At 63.9% G+C, this 18,072-nt stretch carries 25 protein-coding genes, 1 pseudogene and 1 riboswitch; of the genes and pseudogenes, 18 read left to right on the plus strand and 8 right to left on the minus strand.

Going from position 1 to position 18,072, the window contains the following annotated elements; genetic code table 11:
* The 7 genes from EOA32_RS17320 to crcB (EOA32_RS17350) all read left to right on the plus strand — a co-directional run.
* Positions 1 to 222, plus strand: a 222-nt coding sequence (locus tag EOA32_RS17320; protein WP_245499308.1) for a helix-hairpin-helix domain-containing protein, incomplete at its 5' end; no start/stop codon positions are given.
* 104 nt (positions 223 to 326) lie between these two features.
* Entirely contained in the window at positions 327 to 923 is a 597-nt protein-coding gene (pgsA, locus tag EOA32_RS17325; RefSeq protein WP_066995790.1) for a CDP-diacylglycerol--glycerol-3-phosphate 3-phosphatidyltransferase, read from the plus strand.
* 1 nt (position 924) lies between these two features.
* Entirely contained in the window at positions 925 to 1,182 is a 258-nt protein-coding gene (gene moaD / locus EOA32_RS17330; RefSeq protein WP_066995792.1) for a molybdopterin converting factor subunit 1, read from the plus strand.
* A gap of 1 nt (position 1,183) precedes the next feature.
* A complete protein-coding gene (locus tag EOA32_RS17335) occupies positions 1,184 to 1,663 on the plus strand; it encodes a molybdenum cofactor biosynthesis protein MoaE (RefSeq protein ID WP_128372401.1) in 480 nt (159 codons plus the stop codon).
* Positions 1,664 to 1,882: 219 nt separating this feature from the next.
* Positions 1,883 to 2,299, plus strand: a complete 417-nt coding sequence (locus EOA32_RS17340) for a YbaY family lipoprotein (RefSeq protein WP_128372402.1) — start codon at positions 1,883 to 1,885, stop codon at positions 2,297 to 2,299.
* Between the two features lie 208 nt (positions 2,300 to 2,507).
* A riboswitch (Fluoride riboswitch) is annotated at positions 2,508 to 2,581 on the plus strand.
* A 98-nt stretch (positions 2,582 to 2,679) separates the two neighbouring features.
* Positions 2,680 to 3,072 carry a fluoride efflux transporter CrcB gene (gene crcB, locus EOA32_RS17345; RefSeq protein ID WP_095779149.1) on the plus strand — a complete coding sequence of 131 codons (393 nt, stop codon included), beginning with the start codon at positions 2,680 to 2,682 and terminating at the stop codon, positions 3,070 to 3,072.
* Positions 3,073 to 3,104: 32 nt separating this feature from the next.
* A complete protein-coding gene (crcB, locus tag EOA32_RS17350) occupies positions 3,105 to 3,506 on the plus strand; it encodes a fluoride efflux transporter CrcB (protein ID WP_245299616.1) in 402 nt (133 codons plus the stop codon).
* Positions 3,507 to 3,652: 146 nt separating this feature from the next.
* Here crcB (EOA32_RS17350) and ndk read toward each other — a convergent pair whose 3' ends face one another.
* Positions 3,653 to 4,075: a nucleoside-diphosphate kinase gene (gene ndk, locus EOA32_RS17355; RefSeq protein WP_095829231.1), complete on the minus strand. Its 423-nt coding sequence runs from the start codon at positions 4,073 to 4,075 to the stop codon at positions 3,653 to 3,655.
* 176 nt (positions 4,076 to 4,251) lie between these two features.
* On the opposite strand from ndk, the gene EOA32_RS17360 reads away from it, so the two are divergent.
* Positions 4,252 to 4,467: a hypothetical protein gene (locus EOA32_RS17360; RefSeq protein ID WP_095829230.1), complete on the plus strand. Its 216-nt coding sequence runs from the start codon at positions 4,252 to 4,254 to the stop codon at positions 4,465 to 4,467.
* Between the two features lie 140 nt (positions 4,468 to 4,607).
* On the opposite strand, the gene EOA32_RS17365 is transcribed toward EOA32_RS17360, so the two are convergent.
* On the minus strand, positions 4,608 to 5,300 hold the full coding sequence (locus EOA32_RS17365; RefSeq protein WP_066995806.1) for a glutathione S-transferase family protein: 693 nt from the start codon (positions 5,298 to 5,300) through the stop codon (positions 4,608 to 4,610).
* Positions 5,301 to 5,354: 54 nt separating this feature from the next.
* On the opposite strand from EOA32_RS17365, the gene EOA32_RS17370 reads away from it, so the two are divergent.
* The 3 genes from EOA32_RS17370 to EOA32_RS17380 all read left to right on the plus strand — a co-directional run bounded on the left by EOA32_RS17370 (position 5,355) and on the right by EOA32_RS17380 (position 7,634).
* Positions 5,355 to 5,864 (plus strand): DinB family protein, encoded by a 510-nt coding sequence (locus EOA32_RS17370; protein WP_066995808.1) that lies wholly within the window; start codon positions 5,355 to 5,357, stop codon positions 5,862 to 5,864.
* A 229-nt stretch (positions 5,865 to 6,093) separates the two neighbouring features.
* Positions 6,094 to 6,672 (plus strand): hypothetical protein, encoded by a 579-nt coding sequence (locus tag EOA32_RS17375; RefSeq protein ID WP_128372403.1) that lies wholly within the window; start codon positions 6,094 to 6,096, stop codon positions 6,670 to 6,672.
* Positions 6,673 to 6,848: 176 nt separating this feature from the next.
* A complete protein-coding gene (locus EOA32_RS17380; protein WP_095800041.1) occupies positions 6,849 to 7,634 on the plus strand; it encodes a GGDEF domain-containing protein in 786 nt (261 codons plus the stop codon).
* Between the two features lie 82 nt (positions 7,635 to 7,716).
* Here EOA32_RS17380 and EOA32_RS17385 read toward each other — a convergent pair whose 3' ends face one another.
* Positions 7,717 to 9,798 carry an ATP-dependent helicase gene (locus EOA32_RS17385; protein WP_128372404.1) on the minus strand — a complete coding sequence of 694 codons (2,082 nt, stop codon included), beginning with the start codon at positions 9,796 to 9,798 and terminating at the stop codon, positions 7,717 to 7,719.
* 158 nt (positions 9,799 to 9,956) lie between these two features.
* The gene (locus EOA32_RS38650; RefSeq protein ID WP_082954124.1) at positions 9,957 to 10,112 is read right to left on the minus strand and encodes a hypothetical protein; all 156 of its coding nucleotides are present in this window, start codon (positions 10,110 to 10,112) and stop codon (positions 9,957 to 9,959) included.
* Between the two features lie 125 nt (positions 10,113 to 10,237).
* On the opposite strand from EOA32_RS38650, the gene EOA32_RS17390 reads away from it, so the two are divergent.
* The gene (locus EOA32_RS17390; protein WP_067330410.1) at positions 10,238 to 10,420 is read left to right on the plus strand and encodes a hypothetical protein; all 183 of its coding nucleotides are present in this window, start codon (positions 10,238 to 10,240) and stop codon (positions 10,418 to 10,420) included.
* A 226-nt stretch (positions 10,421 to 10,646) separates the two neighbouring features.
* Here the strand turns inward: EOA32_RS17390 and EOA32_RS17395 are convergent, their stop codons facing one another.
* Positions 10,647 to 11,615: a LysR substrate-binding domain-containing protein gene (locus tag EOA32_RS17395; RefSeq protein ID WP_066995818.1), complete on the minus strand. Its 969-nt coding sequence runs from the start codon at positions 11,613 to 11,615 to the stop codon at positions 10,647 to 10,649.
* A gap of 110 nt (positions 11,616 to 11,725) precedes the next feature.
* On the opposite strand from EOA32_RS17395, the gene EOA32_RS38655 reads away from it, so the two are divergent.
* The 5 genes from EOA32_RS38655 to EOA32_RS17430 all read left to right on the plus strand — a co-directional run bounded on the left by EOA32_RS38655 (position 11,726) and on the right by EOA32_RS17430 (position 15,000).
* Positions 11,726 to 12,559, plus strand: coding sequence for a hypothetical protein (locus EOA32_RS38655; protein WP_189407193.1), 834 nt, complete (start codon positions 11,726 to 11,728; stop codon positions 12,557 to 12,559).
* 47 nt (positions 12,560 to 12,606) lie between these two features.
* A complete protein-coding gene (locus EOA32_RS39910) occupies positions 12,607 to 13,668 on the plus strand; it encodes an EamA family transporter (protein ID WP_245299619.1) in 1,062 nt (353 codons plus the stop codon).
* Positions 13,669 to 13,673: 5 nt separating this feature from the next.
* On the plus strand, positions 13,674 to 13,916 hold the full coding sequence (locus EOA32_RS17420) for a hypothetical protein (protein ID WP_245299618.1): 243 nt from the start codon (positions 13,674 to 13,676) through the stop codon (positions 13,914 to 13,916).
* 351 nt (positions 13,917 to 14,267) lie between these two features.
* Positions 14,268 to 14,708 (plus strand): MucR family transcriptional regulator, encoded by a 441-nt coding sequence (locus tag EOA32_RS17425; protein WP_095829303.1) that lies wholly within the window; start codon positions 14,268 to 14,270, stop codon positions 14,706 to 14,708.
* 10 nt (positions 14,709 to 14,718) lie between these two features.
* The gene (locus EOA32_RS17430) at positions 14,719 to 15,000 is read left to right on the plus strand and encodes a hypothetical protein (protein WP_128372405.1); all 282 of its coding nucleotides are present in this window, start codon (positions 14,719 to 14,721) and stop codon (positions 14,998 to 15,000) included.
* 114 nt (positions 15,001 to 15,114) lie between these two features.
* Here EOA32_RS17430 and EOA32_RS17435 read toward each other — a convergent pair whose 3' ends face one another.
* Both EOA32_RS17435 and EOA32_RS17440 read right to left on the minus strand, forming a co-directional pair.
* On the minus strand, positions 15,115 to 15,306 hold the full coding sequence (locus EOA32_RS17435; protein ID WP_095779141.1) for a hypothetical protein: 192 nt from the start codon (positions 15,304 to 15,306) through the stop codon (positions 15,115 to 15,117).
* Between the two features lie 197 nt (positions 15,307 to 15,503).
* Positions 15,504 to 15,758, minus strand: coding sequence for a hypothetical protein (locus EOA32_RS17440; RefSeq protein ID WP_095779140.1), 255 nt, complete (start codon positions 15,756 to 15,758; stop codon positions 15,504 to 15,506).
* Positions 15,759 to 15,886: 128 nt separating this feature from the next.
* On the opposite strand from EOA32_RS17440, the gene EOA32_RS17445 reads away from it, so the two are divergent.
* The gene (locus tag EOA32_RS17445; protein WP_128372406.1) at positions 15,887 to 17,764 is read left to right on the plus strand and encodes an ABC-F family ATP-binding cassette domain-containing protein; all 1,878 of its coding nucleotides are present in this window, start codon (positions 15,887 to 15,889) and stop codon (positions 17,762 to 17,764) included.
* A 79-nt stretch (positions 17,765 to 17,843) separates the two neighbouring features.
* On the opposite strand, the pseudogene EOA32_RS17450 reads toward EOA32_RS17445, so the two are convergent.
* A pseudogene (locus EOA32_RS17450) lies at positions 17,844 to 18,072 on the minus strand (IS110 family transposase); the annotation flags it as partial.

Here is an 18,072-nt window from a genome sequence, read left to right on the forward strand (position 1 = left end):
CGCTCCGCCTTCGGCCCCCACCGCGCCCGCCGCAAGAAGGAGATGGTCAAGAGCCCGCTCGACGAGATCGCCGGCATCGGCCCCGGCCGCAAGCGGGCGCTGCTCCATCATTTCGGCACCGCCAAGGCGGTCAGCCGCGCCGCGGTCGAGGACCTGATCAAGGTCGACGGCATTTCCGAGCACGTGGCGAAGCTGGTCTACAACCATTTTCATGACAGCTGACCATTCTTGCGCCTATTTTGGGTTGACCAATCGAATCTCGCCTGTTGACCCCCCACATTGGCTTCTGATTTGAGTAGGCAGGCGGAGAGAGATCCCGATCAGATATGGCCCAGCGCGCTTTCAACCTGCCGAACATCCTCACCTACGCCCGCATCATCGCGGTGCCGCTGGTGGTGCTGTGCTTTTTTCTCGAAGGCCATCTGAAGTCCTCCGACTTCGCCCGCTGGTCGGCGCTCGCCATCTTCCTGCTCGCCTCCGTCACCGACTATTTCGACGGCTATTTCGCGCGCGCCTGGCAGCAGACCTCCAACATCGGCAAGATGCTGGACCCGATCGCCGACAAGCTCCTGGTCGCCACCTGCCTGCTCTTGCTCGCCGCCGACACCGATCGCCATGCCGGCATTGCCGGTTGGTCGCTCTGGGCGGCGATCATCATCCTGTGCCGCGAGATTCTTGTCTCGGGCCTGCGCGAATATCTGGCGGCGCTGAAGGTCTCGGTGCCGGTGACGCAGCTCGCCAAATGGAAGACGACCATCCAGATGGTCGCCATCGCCTTCCTGCTCGTCGGCCCGGCCGGCGACAAGATCTTCCCGCTGACCACCCAAATCGGCCTGGTGCTCTTGTGGATCGCGGCACTTGTCACCCTCTACACCGGCTACGACTATTTCCGCGCCGGCCTGAAACACATCATGGACGAGTGAGATGTCGACTAAGCTCATCTATTTCGCCTGGGTGCGCGAGCGGATCGGCAAGCCGGAAGAGCATGTCGAACTGCCCGCCGGAGTCGAGACCGTCGCCGACCTGTTGCGCTGGCTGAAGTCGCGCGGCGAGGAATACGAAAACGCGCTGCAATATCCGGACGTCATTCGCGTCGCCATCAACCAGGAACATGTCGGCCATCGCGAGAAAATCGCGGGCGCGCTCGAGATCGCGCTGTTTCCGCCGATGACCGGGGGCTGAGATGGCGAGCACGGTCGTGCCGGCCATCCGCGTCCAGCGCGAGGATTTCGACGTCGCCGCCGAGATTGCCGCGCTGACCGAGGGCCATGCCGATATCGGCGCCGTAGTCACCTTCTCCGGTCTCTGCCGTGACGAGCAGGGCGCGCTCGCCGCCCTCGAACTCGAGCACTATCCCGGCATGGCCGAGGTCGAGATCGGCCGCATCGCCACTGAGGCCATCGGGCGTTGGCCGCTGCAGGGGCTCACCGTCGTACACCGCCATGGAAAAATCACGCCGGGCGAAAACATCGTGCTGGTGGTCGCGGCCTCCGCGCATCGCCAGGCGGCCTTCGAGGCGGCGAATTTCCTGATGGATTACCTGAAGTCGCGCGCGCCCTTCTGGAAGAAGGAGCACCGTGCCGACGGCTCCGAAGGCGGCTGGGTCGAGGCCAAGGAAGCCGACGACGAAGCCGCGGATCGTTGGAAGACCCCGGACAAGTAAGCCAGGACGGCATTGCCTTGGCGATCGCCCCATCTGGCGCGCTTCGCAGCACCTTTTCCCCTTGGGGAGAAGAGGGTCGCCCCGAACTGCTCTTCGCAATTTCGGTTGGCAATCCGCCTGAGGGACAAGCCGGCGAAATTTCCTCCCCAAGGCCATCGAACGACCGCAATCCTTCCCGACCTTGCAAATCGGTTTGATTTGCTGGGCGGGAGCAATCTTATGCTGGACAGGATTGCGGAATTTTTCATCTTCGGCCTTGTGCCGCTGGTGGTCGGCGTGCTTGCGGTACCGGAGTTCACCAGTGCCGCCGAAAAGACGATTGCCGGCGAGGTGACCTATCGCGAGCGCATCGCGCTGCCGCCCAATGCCGTGCTTTCGGTCGAGCTCGCCGACATCTCGCTGGCCGACGCGCCGGCGACGCTCCTCGGCCAGCGCAAGATCGTGCTGGCCGGCCAAGTGCCGATCAAATTCGAGATCGGCTTCGATCCCAAGGCGATCCAGCCCGGCAGGACCTACGCTCTGCAGGCCCGCATAACGGTCGATGACCGGCTGATCTTCGTCACCGACACTCGCCACCAGGTCGATCCGCTGGACGTCAAGCCACAGACCATCGTGCTGAAGAAGGTCACGTCGTAACCTGGCTTGGTTCGCAAGATTCCCGACACGCCGGAAACGCATAGAGACGAGGGATCGCGGCTGCTTCTGCGTCAGCGGCCACCCCTGGAGTTCCGGTCTCTCGTCCGCCACCATAGCGGATTCGGCAAATGTTAAGGGGGCGCGAAAGGAACGCGGCGCAACCCTAGTTGCCCCGATTGACCGCGACCCCGCGACCACCTAGTTTCCCTCGTCAAATGGGGATGGGGTTCCCCCGAAACCGCCCGAGCTTTTCGCATTCGGGCTGATGACTCCTGCCAGGCGTGCTTTCGCGCGGCAGGATTTGTTTTTTCCGCTCGCACATGCCTGTCTTGATGGCGCGATTCCCGCGAGGAATCGCTTTGTGGAAAGGCAATGAAGCGATGAGCCTTGCGGCCTGCGCCCTGGTCCTGATCGGCGGCTTCCTCGGCGGTATTTCCCGCTTCTTCCTGTCGGGCCTTGTCGGCCGCAGCGTCGGCGAGACCTTTCCCTGGGGCACGCTGGTAGTCAACGTCTCCGGCGCGCTTGCCATCGGCGCCTTCGCCGGCGCGGCGCGGGCCGTCGGCGGCATCTTTTCCGCCGAACTCGTGCGCGACCTGATCGTGGTCGGGCTGTTCGGCGGCTACACCACGGTTTCGTCCTTCTGCCTACAGACGCTGAACCTCGCGCTCGACGACGAGAGGCGGCTCGCCGCTCTCAACGTCGTCGCCTCGGCGGCGCTCTGCGTGCTTGCCGTCGCCTTTGGCTTTTGGACCGTCGAGCGGATGGCAGGGTAGGGCCTATGCTTGGAAACGATAGACAGACAGCCATGCGGCTTTATCTGGCGGTGGGCTGCGGCGCGGCCATCGGTTCGCTGGCGCGCTTCCTGTGCGGCTACGTCGTCGTCTCCCTGCTGGGCTGGAGCGCGCTGCTTGCAACGGCGTTCGTCAACGTCGTCGGCTCCTGGGTCATCATGTTCTTTTCCACGCTGACCCGGCCGGATGGACGCCTGATGATCGGCCCGGCCGGCCGCCAGTTCGTGACCGGCGGCTTCTGCGGCGGTCTCACCACTTTTTCGTCGATGAGCCTCGACACCTTCATTCTGCTTCTCGAGGGCGACCTCGGCCTTGCGGCGACCTATCTTGTCAGTGTGGTGGTGCTGTCGCTTGCGTCGGCCTGGCTCGGCCATCTCATGGCGGCCAGGTTCAACCGCTTGCCGATCACCAGGTGATCAGGGAGGAGAGCATGGCACTTCTCGCCGGCTCGGAGGCCTCCGGCGCTGCCGCGGGCAATCGCCCGTTCCTAGAGCGTGCCCGGCCGGCTGCTCCAACAAAAAGGCGGCCCGAGAGCCGCCTTCATTGCCGGAACCGTAGCGTGTCAGCCGACGATCTCGGTGTCGGAGAACCAGTACCTGATCTCCTGCGCGGCGGTCTCCGGCGCGTCCGAGCCGTGCACCGAATTTTCGCCGATCGACAGCGCATGCACCTTGCGGATGGTGCCCTCGGCGGCATTGGCCGGGTTGGTGGCGCCCATCACTTCGCGGTTCTTGGCAATGGCGTTGTCGCCCTCCAGCACCTGCACGACGGTCGGGCCCGACGACATGAACTCGACGAGCTCGCCGAAGAAAGGACGCTCCTTGTGGACGGCGTAGAAGCCTTCGGCCTCGCGGCGGCTCATCCATACGCGACGCGACGCGACGACGCTGAGGCCCGCGTCTTCCAGCATCTTGGTGATGGCGCCGGTCAGATTGCGCTTGGTGGCATCCGGCTTGATCATGGAGAAGGTGCGTTCGATCGCCATTGGTTTGTCCTTGTTCTGGGAATGGAAATTGGAGTGGCGGGCTCTATACAAGCCGCTTTGCGGCTTGCCAAGGGGAGGCGGCTTCTGGTCAAGGCCGGCCGTTTGCGGGATAATTAGACGGCTGAGAGCGCGCTTCGCGTGCAGTCCGGAGCGCCGCGGCAGCGGAGCAGGAGGCGATGAACCGGCTCTACCTCAGACGCGACGATATCGCCGGCATTTTCTTGATGGCCGTGGTCCTTGCCGTGATCGTCTTCGTCCTGCTGTTCTTTCCGCAAACCGGACAGCAGAATTTCGGCTTCGGCCCGGAATGGCAATGCGCCCGCATGGGAGGGGGCGATCCGATCTGCGTCAGGCTGGTCGAAAACGATGAAGCCGGAAAATTCCCGCCTTGAGGGGGAGATGGCCGGCAGGCCAGAGCGGGGCGCCGCGCGTGAAACGCCGACTTCTTCTCTCGCAAGTAGGCACCGCAGCTGTTGAGGCGCCCACTCTGTCACCTTCGGCGACATCTTCCCACAAGAGGAAGATTAGCGCCTTAGGCCGCCGCGGCGACCTGCCGGCCGATTCCGCCATGCAGGTCGAGGCAGCGTTCGAACCATTCGGCAACGCCGTCGCCCGTCTCGAGCAGCTGGTAGGGCGAGGCGACGCGCGCCCATTGCAGCGCCCCGAACACGATGTAATCGGCAAACAGCGGCGATGTCCCGCCGATGAAAGGCTGGTAGCTGAGCATCGAGCGCAGCGGCTCGAGCGAGGCACGAAAGCCGACAAGCCCCGTGTCGCGGCCGGCCACCACCTCTTCGAGCCGCTTGCCGAGCCGCTGCTCGCGGCTCTCGCGGAAATAGGCGCGGTTCGCCTCGTCCTGCATGCTGTGCAGATCGGTCAGCAGCACCGTCATGAGGTAAGGATGGATGGTGAGCTGCGACCAGCGTTCGATGAAGCGCGCCGTCGCCTTGCCGCCTTCGCCGCCGAACAACGTCGGCCGCTCGGGGTAGGCTTCGTCGAGATAGAGTGCGATGGCAAACGAATCGGCCACCACGCGCTCGCCGTCGCGGATCACCGGCACCGTCTTCGACACGCCGCCTTCCACCTTGGGGACTTCCAGGAAGCGCGTCGGCACCTTGGTGGCATCGAGCCCTTTGTGGGCCAGCGCCATCTTCGTCTTCCAGCAATGCGGACTGAAGGGGCGTTTTGCGTCGTGGCCGACGAGATCATAGAACAGAATGGTCATTACGGTTCCTGCGGGTTACGAAGAGCCGGGATTCGTTGCGAGCCGGGTGGAAGAATGAAACAGCATTTCATGATGTTTGCGGCCTACAATCAATGGGCCAACACGCGCATCTATGATGCCGCCGCCGATCTCAGCGAAGAGGAACTCGGCCGCGATGTCGGCGCCTTCTTCGGCTCGATGCTGGGCACGCTCAATCACCTGCTCGTCACCGACCGCGTCTGGATGAAGCGCTTTACCGGCGAGGGGGACGCGCCCTCAAACCTTGCGACGATCCTCTATCGCGCCTTCCCGGGCTTGCGCCTGGCACGCGAGGCCGAGGACAGGAGGATCGTCGACTGGATGGACGGCATGACCGATAAGGCGCTCACCGGGCGATTTTCCTATATGACCACTGACATGCGCACCGTTTCGCAGCGGCTGGCGCCGGCGCTCAGCCATCTCTTCAATCACCAGACCCACCATCGCGGCCAGGCGCATATGTGCCTTACCGTCCTCGGCAGGCCCTCGGTGCCGCTTGACCTGATGCAGTTCCAGCGCTCCGAAGAAGGCCGCGCCTACGCCTGAAGCTTGCGGGATTCCGGTTGGCCAATTCCGGAAAACTAAAAAACACTTCAATTTCGTCTATATTTTTAAAGCAGAAGTATCGTTTTTGAAAACTAGGATTCGTCATATGCGCAATAGCTAAAGAAACCGAAAGGGCACTCTCGGCGTATTTCTGTCTCAAAAGCTACGCGCGCTAGAAAAGCGCAACAAATGATGCAAGGCGGAAATACAAAACCACAGGGAGAATGTCATGGCCAGTATCGTAAAAAGATTCGCCAACGCATTGGCGAGTGGTGCAATCGTCGTTGCTCTTGCCATGCCTGCGAACGCCCAGACCGTCGGGGTCGGTGGCCTCGGCGGCGTATCCGTAGGCGGCAACAACGCCGACGCCAATGCGGGCGGCCCAAATGGGGCTGACGGCAATGCATCCTTCGGCGGCAGCAACAGCAGCGCCAGGGTTTCGATCGGCGGCGCAAGCGGCGGCAGCGGAAACGCCACCATCGGCGGCAGCAGTTCCACAGCCACCGCATCCATCGGCGGCACAAACGGGGCTGGAGCCGATGCGACTTTGGGCAACGGCACCAATAGCGCGCTCAACGTGACGACGGGCGGCACGAGCGGCACTGGCGTCGCCCTCGGAGCGGGCGCCACCGTTCCTGGAACCGTCGGCGCGACGCCGCCGGGAACGACGAACCTGTCCTCCGCCGTCGCTCAAATGTCGAGCAGCCAGTTGTCGCGGATGAAGAAGCGCTGCGTCGATGTGCTCAGCAGCGAAGGCACCTATGATCGTGATCTGAGGGCGCTCTGCCTGATGATTTCGCGTCGTTGACGGCGCGCAACGAGAGCTTCCGGCCAACTGCAAAGCCCGCCGCTGCGTCGGCGGGCCTTCTTCAGGCTGGCGGCGCGCTCGACGCCTGGTTAACCACATTCCCATTGAAGCCAATATATTAGGACTTCGTTTGCGCTCGCGCTCCACAATAGGCCAGTTGTAGTGGGAGCAATGCCATGCGCATCGATTTGTCCCCCACCAGTTGGGGCAGGGTCGCGCTGGTCACCGTTGCCGGCACGGCATTCTTCATTGCCGCGGCCTTTTTCGTCGATTCCTTCAACTTCCCCTCGTTGTCACCCGAAGCGCTGCTCTGGGCCAAGCTCACCGACCTGTTCCTGCCGCTCATCCTTGGCGGCTCCTTCCTGTTCTTCCTGATGTGGAAGATGCGCCAGCTGGCCATCGCCCAGAAGGAGCTCAGCATCATTGCCGCGACCGACAGCCTGACGGCGGTCTTCAACCGCGGCGCTTTCTCGATGCTGGTCGAGGCCTATCTCGACAAGGCTCGCAGCCATGCGGTCGCCGAAGCCGGCGCGCTGCTGATCGTCGATGCCGACCACTTCAAGTCGATCAACGACCGGCTCGGCCACGATTGCGGCGACCAGGCGCTGAAGCTGATCGCGAGCACGATCCGGAGCCAGCTCCACGGCGCCGACATCGTCGGACGCATCGGCGGCGAGGAATTCGCGGTCTTCCTTCCGGGCGCCGACGCGACACGCTCCTTCCTGGTCGCCGAGTCGATCAGACTGCGTATCCGCGAGGCCGAGTTCGCGCCGGGCGGGCAGCCGTGCCCGCTTTCGGTCAGCATCGGCGGCGTCGCGTTCAGCGGGCCCACCACCTATCACCACATGTTTCGGGTCGCGGACAGGCATCTTTACAAGGCGAAGTCGAACGGACGCGACCAGGTGAGCTTCGAAAGCCCGCGCAGCAGGCTATCCGGCGAGGCCGCCGGCACCTTCCACTGAACGAACCCGCGCAGCAGGGAACGGAGCGCCCTCACCAGCGGTGGGGTTGAGTAGGAGTGTCGAGCCGCCTTTGGGTAAGCGTCTATTTCCACATTCCGCGCATGCGCGCGCCGAGATCGACCTTGACACCCGGCTTTTGGCGCGGGTCGTCCGTGATCGCCGCGCTCGCCCAGGATGACTGTTCGAAAGCCGAAAGCATCGAGGCCGGGATGAAGCGGGTGCGCGAGGCATAGACGTGACGGTCGCCGCGCGCCGGCTGATTGTGCGGATAAAAGCGCTGCGGCACCACCAGGTGCAGGCTGTCCTTGGCGCGCGTCATCGCCACATAGAGCAGCCGCCGCTCCTCCTCGATATCCTCCTTGGTGCCGACGCCGAGATCGGCCGGGATGCAGCCGTCGACCGTGTTGAGCACGAAGACGTTCTTCCACTCCTGGCCCTTGGCCGAATGGATCGTGGACAGGATCAGGTAATCCTCGTCGCGATGCGGCGGGCCGGCCTGGTCGCTGGTGGCGTCGGGCGGGTCGAGCGTCAGCTCGGTCAGGAAACGCTCGCGCGAGGGATAGCCCGACGCGATCTGCTCGAGCTGCAACAGGTCGGCCCGGCGCGTGATCGCGTCCTCGTGGATGCGCTCCAGATGCGGCTCGTACCAGAGCCTGACCCGCTCGAGGTCGGCCGGCCATTTGGCGCCGGCGCGCAGCCCGCTGTAGATGTCGAGGAAGACCGGCCAGTCTTCGGCCGCGCGCTGCGGCGGCCGGAAGCGGGCAAGGCCGAGCGTCTCGTCGAGCGACGTCGCCATCGCCTCGACGATCTGTGAGGCGGCCGAAGGCCCGATGCCGGGCATCAACTGCAGCACCCGGAAGCCGGCGACCCTGTCGCGCGGGTTCTCGGCAAAGCGCAGCATCGCCAGCATGTCTTTCACGTGCGCGGCATCGAGGAATTTCAGCCCGCCGAATTTGACGAAGGGGATGTTGCGCCGCGTGAGCTCCACCTCCAGCGGCCCGCTGTGATGCGAGGCGCGGAACAGCACGGCTTGCGCCTTGAGCGCCGTGCCGGCCTCGCGCTCGGCAAGGATCGCCTGGCAGACATAATTGGCCTGCTCAGCCTCGTCGCGCACGCTTACCAGTTGCGGTTTGTGCGACGACCGGCGTTCGGTCCAGAGATTCTTGGTGAAACGCTCGCTTGCCTCGCCGATCACTTTGTTGGCGGCGGCCAGGATCGGCTCGGTCGAGCGGTAATTGCGCTCCAGCATGACGATCTCGGCGCCTTGCGCGAACTGTTTTGGGAAATCGAGAATGTTGCGCACTTCCGCGGCCCGGAAGGAATATATCGACTGTGCGTCATCGCCCACCACGGTCAAGCCCGCGCCGTCCGGCTTCAGCGCCAACAGAATAGAGGCCTGCAGCCGGTTGGTGTCCTGGTATTCGTCGATCAGCACGTGGTCGAAGCGGGAGCCAAGGTGAGCGGCGATCTCCGGCTCGGCCGCCATCTGCGCCCAGTAGAGCAAAAGGTCGTCGTAATCGAGCACGTTCTGCGCCTGCTTGGCCTCGACATAAGCCGCGAACAGCTCCTTCAGCTGTTCCGCCCATCCTGAGCACCAGGGAAAGGCCGAGCCCAGCACCTCGCCGAGCGGCGCCTGGGCGTTCACCGCCCGCGAATAGATCTGCAGGCAGGTGGCTTTGGTCGGGAAGCGGCTTTCGGTCTTGGAAAAACCGAGCTCGTGCCGGGCAAGGTTCATCAGGTCGGCCGAATCCTCGCGATCGTGGATGGTGAAAGCCGGATCGAGGCCGATCTGATCGGCATAGTCGCGCAAGAGTCTGGCGCCGATACCGTGGAAAGTACCGGCCCAGGAGAGCGCATCGGCGATGATCGCGGCATCGCGGCCCAGCACCTCGCCGGCGATGCGCTCGACGCGCTTTGCCATTTCAGCTGCGGCGCGGCGCGAAAAGGTCATCAAAAGGATGCGGCGCGGATCGGCGCCCTTGACGATGAGGTGCGCCACGCGATGCGCCAGTGTGCTGGTCTTGCCGGAGCCGGCGCCGGCGATCACCAGCAGCGGCGCGGCCACCTTGCCGTCGCCATGCACCACCGCCAGCCGCTGCTCGTCGTTCAGCCGGGCAAGATAGGCAGGAGTTTCGAAGGACGAATCACGGGCGGCGATGTTCATCGCCCATCAAGCATCGTTTCCGCTTTGTTCGCAATACAGCCAATCTCGCCCAAAGGCGGCCAAGTGGGGGATGCCCGGCAGGGCAGAGGGGACGCTGTACGCGCCGGCATGTGCTGGATAGGCCGGCCATCTTCCCAACAAGCGCGAGATTGGCCGATCTACCTTTTCGGCTCGACGCCCATCGCCGCCGACTGGCGCCGCAGCGACCGCCGATCGTCCGGCGGCGCGAGATCGCCGGACGCCTCCTCGATGATCCTCATCGTGACGCGATAGGCCGTGTAGCCGAACAGGCCGACGAGCAGCAGACGGATCATGACATCTCCTCGTGAGTTAACGAGGTTCAACCGGAGACAGGCGCGTTGGTTCCCGCCGGACGGCGCAACCAAACCGCCGCCGCCTCGTTTGCTTCGAAGAAAGGGGCGAACGAGAGGAGGTCGTCATGAAGAAACTTCCTGTGCTGCTGGCTCTCGCGGCAGGGCTCGGGCTCGCCGCCTGCGACAACAGCGTGCAGCCCACCAAGGCGCCAAGCGACACCGTCGACAAAAACCCGCAGGTCGATAAGAACCCGGTGCCGCAATCGACCACCGGCGGCGACCAGCCCGGCACGCCGCCGAAGCAATGAGAGCGGACGATGTTGTCGGGAGACGAAGCGGCGCCGCCGCAGAAGAAGGCCGGCGCTGCTTGGGAGGAAGCTGGAAAGCGCCGGCCAAGCGGGAAAATCAGGCCCGCCGCAGGACCAAAGATAGCTGAGTCTCTCCGCCGCGTCATGGGGCGATCGCGCTAGCCGGCTATAGCCTTCAAAGATCGGAGATTCTCAGGGGTGTGTTTGCGTCGCTTGCGCCGCCGCGTCACGCCATCGCGGCGCGCGCCAGCGGCACGTTGGCGATCTCCAGGTCCAGTTGGCGCTGCGTCAGCGCCGCTTCGGCCATGATCCACTGCTTGAACAGCTCGACCTTGCGGGCGCCAAGCGCCTTGATGGGGCTGACGAAATACCAGCCGGCGGTGTTGGGATGGTGGACCGCGAAGGGGGCGACCAGCCGCTCGGCTCGGATGTCGCTTGCCATATAGGCGCGGTTGGCGACCGCAAAGCCCATGCCGGCATTGGCCGCCTCGTAGGACATCATGCAGGAATCGAAATAGATGCTCTTGGTCTCGCCAAGCACGAAACTCGCGCCGGCAAAAGCCAGCCACGACTGCCAGTTCTGGGTGCAGGTGTCGGAGTGGAGCAGGGTGAAGTGCCTGAGGTCCTCCGGCGTCACCTTGGACAGCGGCTTATCGCCCAGCACCTCGCGGAACAGCTTGCGGCTGCACACCGGCGTCAGGTCCTCCTTGAACAGCAGCGCGGAGTTGAGGCCGGGGAAATTGCCGTCGCCATAGCGGATCTCGAGATCGTATTCGGAGGTCGCGAATTCATGCGTGGCATAGGAAGTCGAGACCCGCATCTCGATATCCGGATACTGCCGCTGGAAGGTGGAAAGCCGCGGAAACAGCCAGCGCGCCGCGAAGGTCGGCAAGACGCAGATCTTCAGCACATGCGCCTGGGATTGGCCGGTCGCCTCCATGCTGGCAGCCACGATCCGCTCCAGCGCCTCGCGCACGCGCGCCACGTAGGTCTCGCCTTCCGGCGTCAGCGACACCGCATTGCCGCCGCGCTGGAAGATCTTGAAGCGCAGCTGGTCCTCCAGGCTCTTCACCCGCTGGCTGACGGCGGAGGCGGTAATGAACTGCTCTTCGCCCGCGCGCGTGAAGTTGCGGTGCCTGGCGGCGCTCTCCACGATTTTCAGCGAGTTTAAGTTGACCTGGCTGAGCAGACGCACGGGGTTCGACCTTTAGCTATGCTTAAAGTAGCACCAGCATTCCTAAATTTACAGGGGAGGGTGCTCAATCGACTGTTTACCAAGTGTTGCCCCGACCTTGGAGAAGTAGAATGAACGCCCATACAATCCCCGAACTGCGCTATGCGATGAGCCGTGAAGCCATCATCGGTCATGATACGGCGTGGAAAGTGTCGAGCTTCGGCGTCGCCCAGTATCTTCACGGCTACGACCCGCAACTGCTCGCCGCGATCGAGGAGGCGGCGCTCAAGCTCAAGGCCAGCCACGCCGTGCACAAGCATCTCGACCTCACCTTCATCACCGGCGCGGACCGCTACATTCTCGAGATCAAGGAACTGCTCAACGACAAGCTGCGGCTGGAACGGCTGTCCGACATGATGGGCACCAAGCTCGAACCCTATCCGCTGTCTATCGTCGGCTCGACCGTCACCTTCATGAACCCCAAGGACGGCGCCGTCGACTGGCACTGCGATGGCGTTCCGGTGACGGAACTCATTCCGCTCTCGATCAGCGATCCTCTGATCGGCGGCCATCTTGAAATCTATTGCGACGATTCCGAGACGGGGCGTGCCATCCTCGAATCCGGCAGCGACCTGCCGCGTAACAGGGTCATGCGCATCGACCACAAGATGAATTACGCCACGCTCGGCCAGTTCCTCGGCGTGCTCCATCGCACCGCGCCGATCCAGCTCGGCTCGCGCGTCACCCTGGTGCTCAACCAGCGTTCGGTGGCGAAGCCCTATGTCGACGACAACCGCATGTTCTACCTCGCCGCCGACAACGACCAGGACCGCGGCTGGGTGAACGAACTCGCCGAGGACGTCTGGACGAACCAGCTGCCGGCCTATCGCCGCCATGCCGAAGAACATCCCGTGCCGAAGCCGGCTGTCGATCCGGTCTCCGGCGGAGCCAGGGAATCGTGGTAGTGGCTGACGATCCGGCCGGTCGCCAGCCGCCTTCAGCATCGCTAAGCCTGGGCCCGGTCACCGCCGGAAGGCGGAAGGACCGTTCCAGCGCCGCTCCCCCGGTGGCGCTGGCCTTTGCCTTCGGCGCCGTGGCGCTCTGGGCAACCAACGCTTTGGTCGGCAAGACGCTGCTTGCCAATCACCCGGTATCGGAGGTGCAGTTCCTGCAGTTCTCAGGCGCCGCGCTGGTCTTTGCGCTGATCAGGTTCTTCCCTTCTCCCCTTGTGAAGTCCGAAGGAGGGGGCGAGACCCGTGGCTCGCGCCCGGGCAGTGGCCTCGCCAAGCGAGATCGGATCAAGGGGGCGGGACGGATCGCCGACGCAGGAGTTTCTTCCAACATCCCTCATCCGTCTCGGGGCTCTGCGCCGATCCAGCTTCTCCCACAAGGGGAGAAGGGGAGTACCGTGCTCGCCTGCGCCGTCGGCTTCATCGGCCTGGTCGGCACCATGGTGCTGCAATACATCGCCTTCGCCTCGATGCCGGTCATCGAGGCCAATCTCGTTGCCTACACCTGGCCGCTGATGGTCGCCGCCGCTGTCATCGTGCTCGGCCGTCCGAGACGGCCAATGCTGCTTGGACTGACCGCCGCGCTTGGCTTCGCCGGCGTCGCGCTGGTGATCTCCGGCGGAGACGCGCGTGCCTGGTTCGCGGGCAGCCCCGCCGGGTATTGCGCCGCCTTCGGCTCGGCACTTTGCATGGCCTTCTACTCGCTTGCCGTCGGCCGCCTTGCCGTGCCGCCGGATCGGCTTCTGCTGCCTTCGGCGCTGATCGGCGTGGCGCTGACCTTCGCATGGTGTCTGCATGACGGCGTCGCCGCCCTGGGCGGCTTGGACCTGCTGCTCGGACTCTATCTCGGCGCCGGGCCGATGGGGCTCGGCTATTATTTCTGGTCGCGCGCGCTCGGCCTCGATCAGGATGGGCGGCTCGCGGTCGTGGCGTACCTCACGCCGATCGCTTCCACGCTTCTGCTGGCGCTGTCGGGCGAAAGCCTGTCGATGACGGCCATGGCTGGCGCCGTCCTTGTCATCGGCAGTTGCATTGCTGTCGGCATCGAACGTCCGGAGGGCTGAAGACCATGCCAGGGATCGTACCAGGAAAGATGCCAGGGAGCGGGCTTGACGACGACGAACGCCGGGCCAGACAGGAGGCGCATTGGCTGGTCAAGGAATTCGGCGCCGAGGCGCAGCTCTATGCCGCCATGAAGGCTGAGAAGGCCATCGAGCAGAAGGATTTCGGCCGCTGCGCCCGCTGGAAACGCGTGCTGGAGATTCTGGCCGACGGCCCGACCGATCTCCGGCGCGGCGCTGCCGCGAAATAAGCGACTTGCCCTAACGAATCGGGCATGATCGATGATCGGAGAGCCAGCGCTGCTCGCAATTATTGGCTTTCCGTCCAGAATTCCAATTTTTGCAGGAATTACCCGTAGAAATTGAAGTGCTGTTGCGTCATTTACTCGCCCGTGCAGAGCTTCGGTGCTGTAAAGTGTTTGTTGTAGGTATTAGAATTCCTAACTTGCGCGGTCGCGGCCCGCGGTGAAAACATACCTTCGGTATTGAGCCTCGTACGTTTACTGACTCTGGACGTCCGTTGGGGGACAGGTCCAATAAGATACCTAGACTAAAGTCTTAAAAACAGCTGGTCATTTGAGAGCCAGCAGAAGGTGAAAAAATTGTCCAATATCGACGACAAGACTGCAATCGAGCTGACCGCCGACATTGTTTCGGCCTATGTGGGCAACAACCCGCTTCCGGCATCCGGCTTGCCTGATCTGATCGCCAGCGTCAGCGCTTCGGTGCGCAAGCTCGCCGGGGGCGCCCCGGTGAAGGAAAGCGCGCCGCAGACGCCGGCCGTCAATCCGAAGCGTTCGGTATTCCCCGACTACATCGTCTGCCTCGAGGACGGCAAGAAGTTCAAGTCGCTGAAGCGGCACCTGTCGACCGACCATGGGCTGACGCCGGACGAATATCGCGCGAAATGGGGCCTGCCGGCGGACTATCCCATGGTGGCGCCCAGTTATTCGGCCACTCGCTCGGCGCTCGCCAAGTCTTCCGGCCTGGGCCGCAAGCCGGCCGCGGAGTCCGGCAGGGGCAAGCGCAAAGCCAAGGCCTGAGCCGAAGGTCATGCTGCCCGCAACGGACGGCGCCACGCCGTCGGCCGACCGCTTTGCCGCGCTCGACGCGTTGCGTCGCAGGGTGGCCATCCAGTCGTGCGCCGATGCCGGCGAGGGGGTCAAGGCGCGGCGCGTCCTGTTTTCATTGGACCTGCCGGCCATCGATCTGCGTACCGCGCTCGACGCGCTCGACAATTTCGAGCGCGCCATCGTCGAGCATGATGACCGGCCGGTCGTCGCTGCGCGACGGCTGAGATGCCTCGCGGTCCTGGACGGCATCATCGGCGGCTGAAAAGGCGCATGATCAAGGCGGTTCCGGGATAACCGCGCAGCGGTTTTCCGGAATCGCGGGAGGAGCGGTATTCAGCGTCAGCACCTGTCAAAGCCGGACCCGCTCGGGCCGCCTTCAATTGCGCGGCAGCTTGCCCGCCCCGGTGCCTCGATCCTGTTCGGCTGCGAGGCTGTCCGCCTCGACGGCGGTCATTTCCAGAAAATAGACAAGCATTTGATAGCGCGTGCTTGAAAGCATCTTCGCCAGCCTGCGCGTGATCTCCGCCACATATCTCAGCATGCGCAGATCGTTTGCCGCCCCGTCCATCGTGAGCTCCTAAACAAGCCAAGTTATTGTTGTTGCTCTTCTTGATCGTTCTTGGCGCTTACGCGCCACTCACAGCGCAATTCCAAATTCGCAGGGTCACGACAAAACTGAAGTCAATTTTCGGAAAGCATCAGGCCTGGGCCAAAAGCTTTCGACGCGCGGCAGCCCAGAGCGGCGCTGCGCCGCCGGCCTATCGGTCATTGCGTAGGCGACGTCTGGGATTGTTTTCCAGGATAAATTTGGATCAGCAGGTGTTTCGTCGCGTCCGCCTCTGGCCTGCCGGTCATCTCCCCCACTTGGGCGGAGATTGGCAGCGTCGGCGCCGCGCTTGCCGGGTCGGTTAAGGGGAGCACTGCAGCCGTCTCGCCCTCAAACAGCACCACCTGCGTCGCCAGCGCGGCGGTCGTGGCGACCTGGAAGAAGATGAACGCGAGGGCGAAATAGCGGATCACGGGGCTCAGAACGCTTCGGCCGGCAACTGGTTCCCTGATTGGGCTCGGGACCGGCGCCCGGAACACGGCGAGCCGTCCTCCAGGCCTGGCTCTTGCGAAGCGCCGACGTCCGGTGCAAAAGCCCGCCCATGCTTATCATCAACGATCTCTCGCTGCGCATGGCGGGGCGCCTGCTTCTCGATCATGCCTCGCTGACCCTGCCGGCCGGCACCAAGGCCGGTCTCGTCGGCCGCAATGGCACCGGCAAGACGACACTGTTCAAGGCAGTCACCGGCGATTTCCCCTCCGAGACCGGCTCGATCAGCCTGCCGAAAAACACCCGCATCGGCCAGGTCGCACAGGAAGCGCCGGGCACCGAGGAGCCGCTGATCGACATCGTGCTGAAAGCCGATGTCGAGCGGCAGGCCTTGCTGGAAGAGGAGAAGACCGCGACCGATCCGCACCGCATCGCGGAAATCCACACACGGCTCGCCGACATCGATGCGCATTCGGCCGAATCCCGCGCCGCCACCATCCTTGCCGGCCTCGGCTTCGACGATGCGGCGCAGAAGCGCCCGGCTTCGTCCTTCTCCGGCGGCTGGCGCATGCGCGTGGCCTTGGCCGCCGTGCTGTTCTCCGAACCCGATCTTCTGTTGCTCGACGAGCCGACCAACTATCTCGACCTCGAAGGCACGCTCTGGCTCGAGAACTATGTCGCAAAGTATCCGCACACGGTTTTGCTCATCTCGCACGATCGCGACCTGCTCAACCGCGCGGTCAATTCGATCGTCCATCTCGACCAGAAGAAGCTGACCTTCTGGCGCGGCGGCTACGACCAGTTCGAGCGCCAGCTCACCGAGCAGCGCGAGCTGCAGGAAAAGAGCCGCGTCAAGCAGGAAGCGCAGCGCAAGCATATGGAATCCTTCGTCGAGCGTTTTCGCGCCAAGGCCTCGAAGGCCAGGCAGGCGCAATCGCGGCTGAAGGCGCTGGAGAAGATGAAGCCGATCGCCGCGGTGGTGAACGACACGGTGCGGCCGTTCTCCTTCCCCGAGCCGGTGAAGACGGTGGCCTCGCCGATCGTGGCGCTCAACGGCGTCAATGTCGGCTACACCGAGGGCAATCCGGTGCTGAAGAAGATGACGCTGCGCATCGATGCCGACGATCGCATCGCGCTGCTCGGAGCCAACGGCAACGGCAAATCGACGTTCGCCAAGATGCTAGCCGGCCGCCTCAAAGCCGAGACCGGCACGATGACGGTGGCGCCGGGCCTGAAGGTGGCGATCTTCGCGCAGCACCAGCTCGACGATCTGCGTCCCGAGGAAAGCGCCTATGAGCATGTGCGCCGGCTGATGCCGGATGCGCCGGAAGCCAAGGTGCGCGCCCGCGTCGCGCAGTTCGGGCTGTCGACCGAGAAGATGAACACCGCGGCGAAAGATCTGTCCGGTGGCGAGAAAGCGAGGCTCTTGATGGGGCTCTCGGCCTTCGAGGGGCCGAACCTGTTCATCCTCGACGAGCCCACCAACCACCTCGACATCGACAGCCGCGAGTCACTGATCCATGCGCTCAACGATTTCCCTGGCGCGGTGATCCTCATCTCGCACGACCGGCATCTTCTGGAGGCGACGGCGGACCGGCTGTGGCTGGTCAAGGACGGCGCGGTCAATCCTTATGACGGCGACCTGGAGGATTATAAAACGCTGGTCACCGGCGTTTCCTCAAATCGTCGCGAGCAGAAGGAGGCGGACAAGGCATCCAAGGCCGACCGTCGCCGCGAGGCCGCCGCCCGGCGCTCGGCGCTCGAGCCTCTAGCCAAGGAGATCCGCGCCACCGAGGCGCTGATGGACCGCATCCGCAAGCGCATCGACCTGATCGAGGACGAGCTCGCCAACCCGGCGATCTACGAGAAGGACCCGTCCACAGCGACGCGACTGGCCAAGGAACGCTCGCAACTTGCCCACACACTTGCCCTCAACGAGGACAAGTGGCTGACGATGTCGGCGGAATATGAGGAGGGGATCGCGGAGTAGGGCGGCTTCCCCTTCTCCCCTTGTGGGAGAAGGTGGATCGGCGCGCAGCGCCGAGACGGATGAGCGACTATCTGAGGTGTCAAGTTGCATTTGCGAACTCGCTTCGCGCGTCGCGTGCTTTTGCATTGAGAATGACGAGCAGCTTTCTGGCGAGAGCGATGCGGATGACCATCTTTTCCTTTCCAGCGGCCTGCAACCGGTGCTGGAAGGCGGCCAGGTGCGGATCGTATTTGGCAACGATGCGGGCAACGAGGAAGAGCACGCCCCGGGGCCCGGCGCGACCGCCACGCACCGGTCTTCGGCCGCTG

Source organism: Mesorhizobium sp. M1A.F.Ca.ET.072.01.1.1, from assembly GCF_004023325.1.
Lineage (GTDB): Bacteria > Pseudomonadota > Alphaproteobacteria > Rhizobiales > Rhizobiaceae > Mesorhizobium.

Coding starts and splice junctions, on each gene's coding strand:
- pgsA (WP_066995790.1), top strand. CDS start 327: ATGGCCCAGCGCGCTTTCAACCTGCCGAACATCCTCACCTACGCCCGC.
- moaD (WP_066995792.1), top strand. CDS start 925: ATGTCGACTAAGCTCATCTATTTCGCCTGGGTGCGCGAGCGGATCGGC.
- EOA32_RS17335 (WP_128372401.1), top strand. CDS start 1,184: ATGGCGAGCACGGTCGTGCCGGCCATCCGCGTCCAGCGCGAGGATTTC.
- EOA32_RS17340 (WP_128372402.1), top strand. CDS start 1,883: ATGCTGGACAGGATTGCGGAATTTTTCATCTTCGGCCTTGTGCCGCTG.
- crcB (WP_095779149.1), top strand. CDS start 2,680: ATGAGCCTTGCGGCCTGCGCCCTGGTCCTGATCGGCGGCTTCCTCGGC.
- crcB (WP_245299616.1), top strand. CDS start 3,105: ATGCGGCTTTATCTGGCGGTGGGCTGCGGCGCGGCCATCGGTTCGCTG.
- ndk (WP_095829231.1), bottom strand. CDS start 4,075: ATGGCGATCGAACGCACCTTCTCCATGATCAAGCCGGATGCCACCAAG.
- EOA32_RS17360 (WP_095829230.1), top strand. CDS start 4,252: ATGAACCGGCTCTACCTCAGACGCGACGATATCGCCGGCATTTTCTTG.
- EOA32_RS17365 (WP_066995806.1), bottom strand. CDS start 5,300: ATGACCATTCTGTTCTATGATCTCGTCGGCCACGACGCAAAACGCCCC.
- EOA32_RS17370 (WP_066995808.1), top strand. CDS start 5,355: ATGAAACAGCATTTCATGATGTTTGCGGCCTACAATCAATGGGCCAAC.
- EOA32_RS17375 (WP_128372403.1), top strand. CDS start 6,094: ATGGCCAGTATCGTAAAAAGATTCGCCAACGCATTGGCGAGTGGTGCA.
- EOA32_RS17380 (WP_095800041.1), top strand. CDS start 6,849: ATGCGCATCGATTTGTCCCCCACCAGTTGGGGCAGGGTCGCGCTGGTC.
- EOA32_RS17385 (WP_128372404.1), bottom strand. CDS start 9,798: ATGAACATCGCCGCCCGTGATTCGTCCTTCGAAACTCCTGCCTATCTT.
- EOA32_RS38650 (WP_082954124.1), bottom strand. CDS start 10,112: ATGATCCGTCTGCTGCTCGTCGGCCTGTTCGGCTACACGGCCTATCGC.
- EOA32_RS17390 (WP_067330410.1), top strand. CDS start 10,238: ATGAAGAAACTTCCTGTGCTGCTGGCTCTCGCGGCAGGGCTCGGGCTC.
- EOA32_RS38655 (WP_189407193.1), top strand. CDS start 11,726: ATGAACGCCCATACAATCCCCGAACTGCGCTATGCGATGAGCCGTGAA.
- EOA32_RS17420 (WP_245299618.1), top strand. CDS start 13,674: ATGCCAGGGATCGTACCAGGAAAGATGCCAGGGAGCGGGCTTGACGAC.
- EOA32_RS17430 (WP_128372405.1), top strand. CDS start 14,719: ATGCTGCCCGCAACGGACGGCGCCACGCCGTCGGCCGACCGCTTTGCC.
- EOA32_RS17435 (WP_095779141.1), bottom strand. CDS start 15,306: ATGGACGGGGCGGCAAACGATCTGCGCATGCTGAGATATGTGGCGGAG.
- EOA32_RS17445 (WP_128372406.1), top strand. CDS start 15,887: ATGCTTATCATCAACGATCTCTCGCTGCGCATGGCGGGGCGCCTGCTT.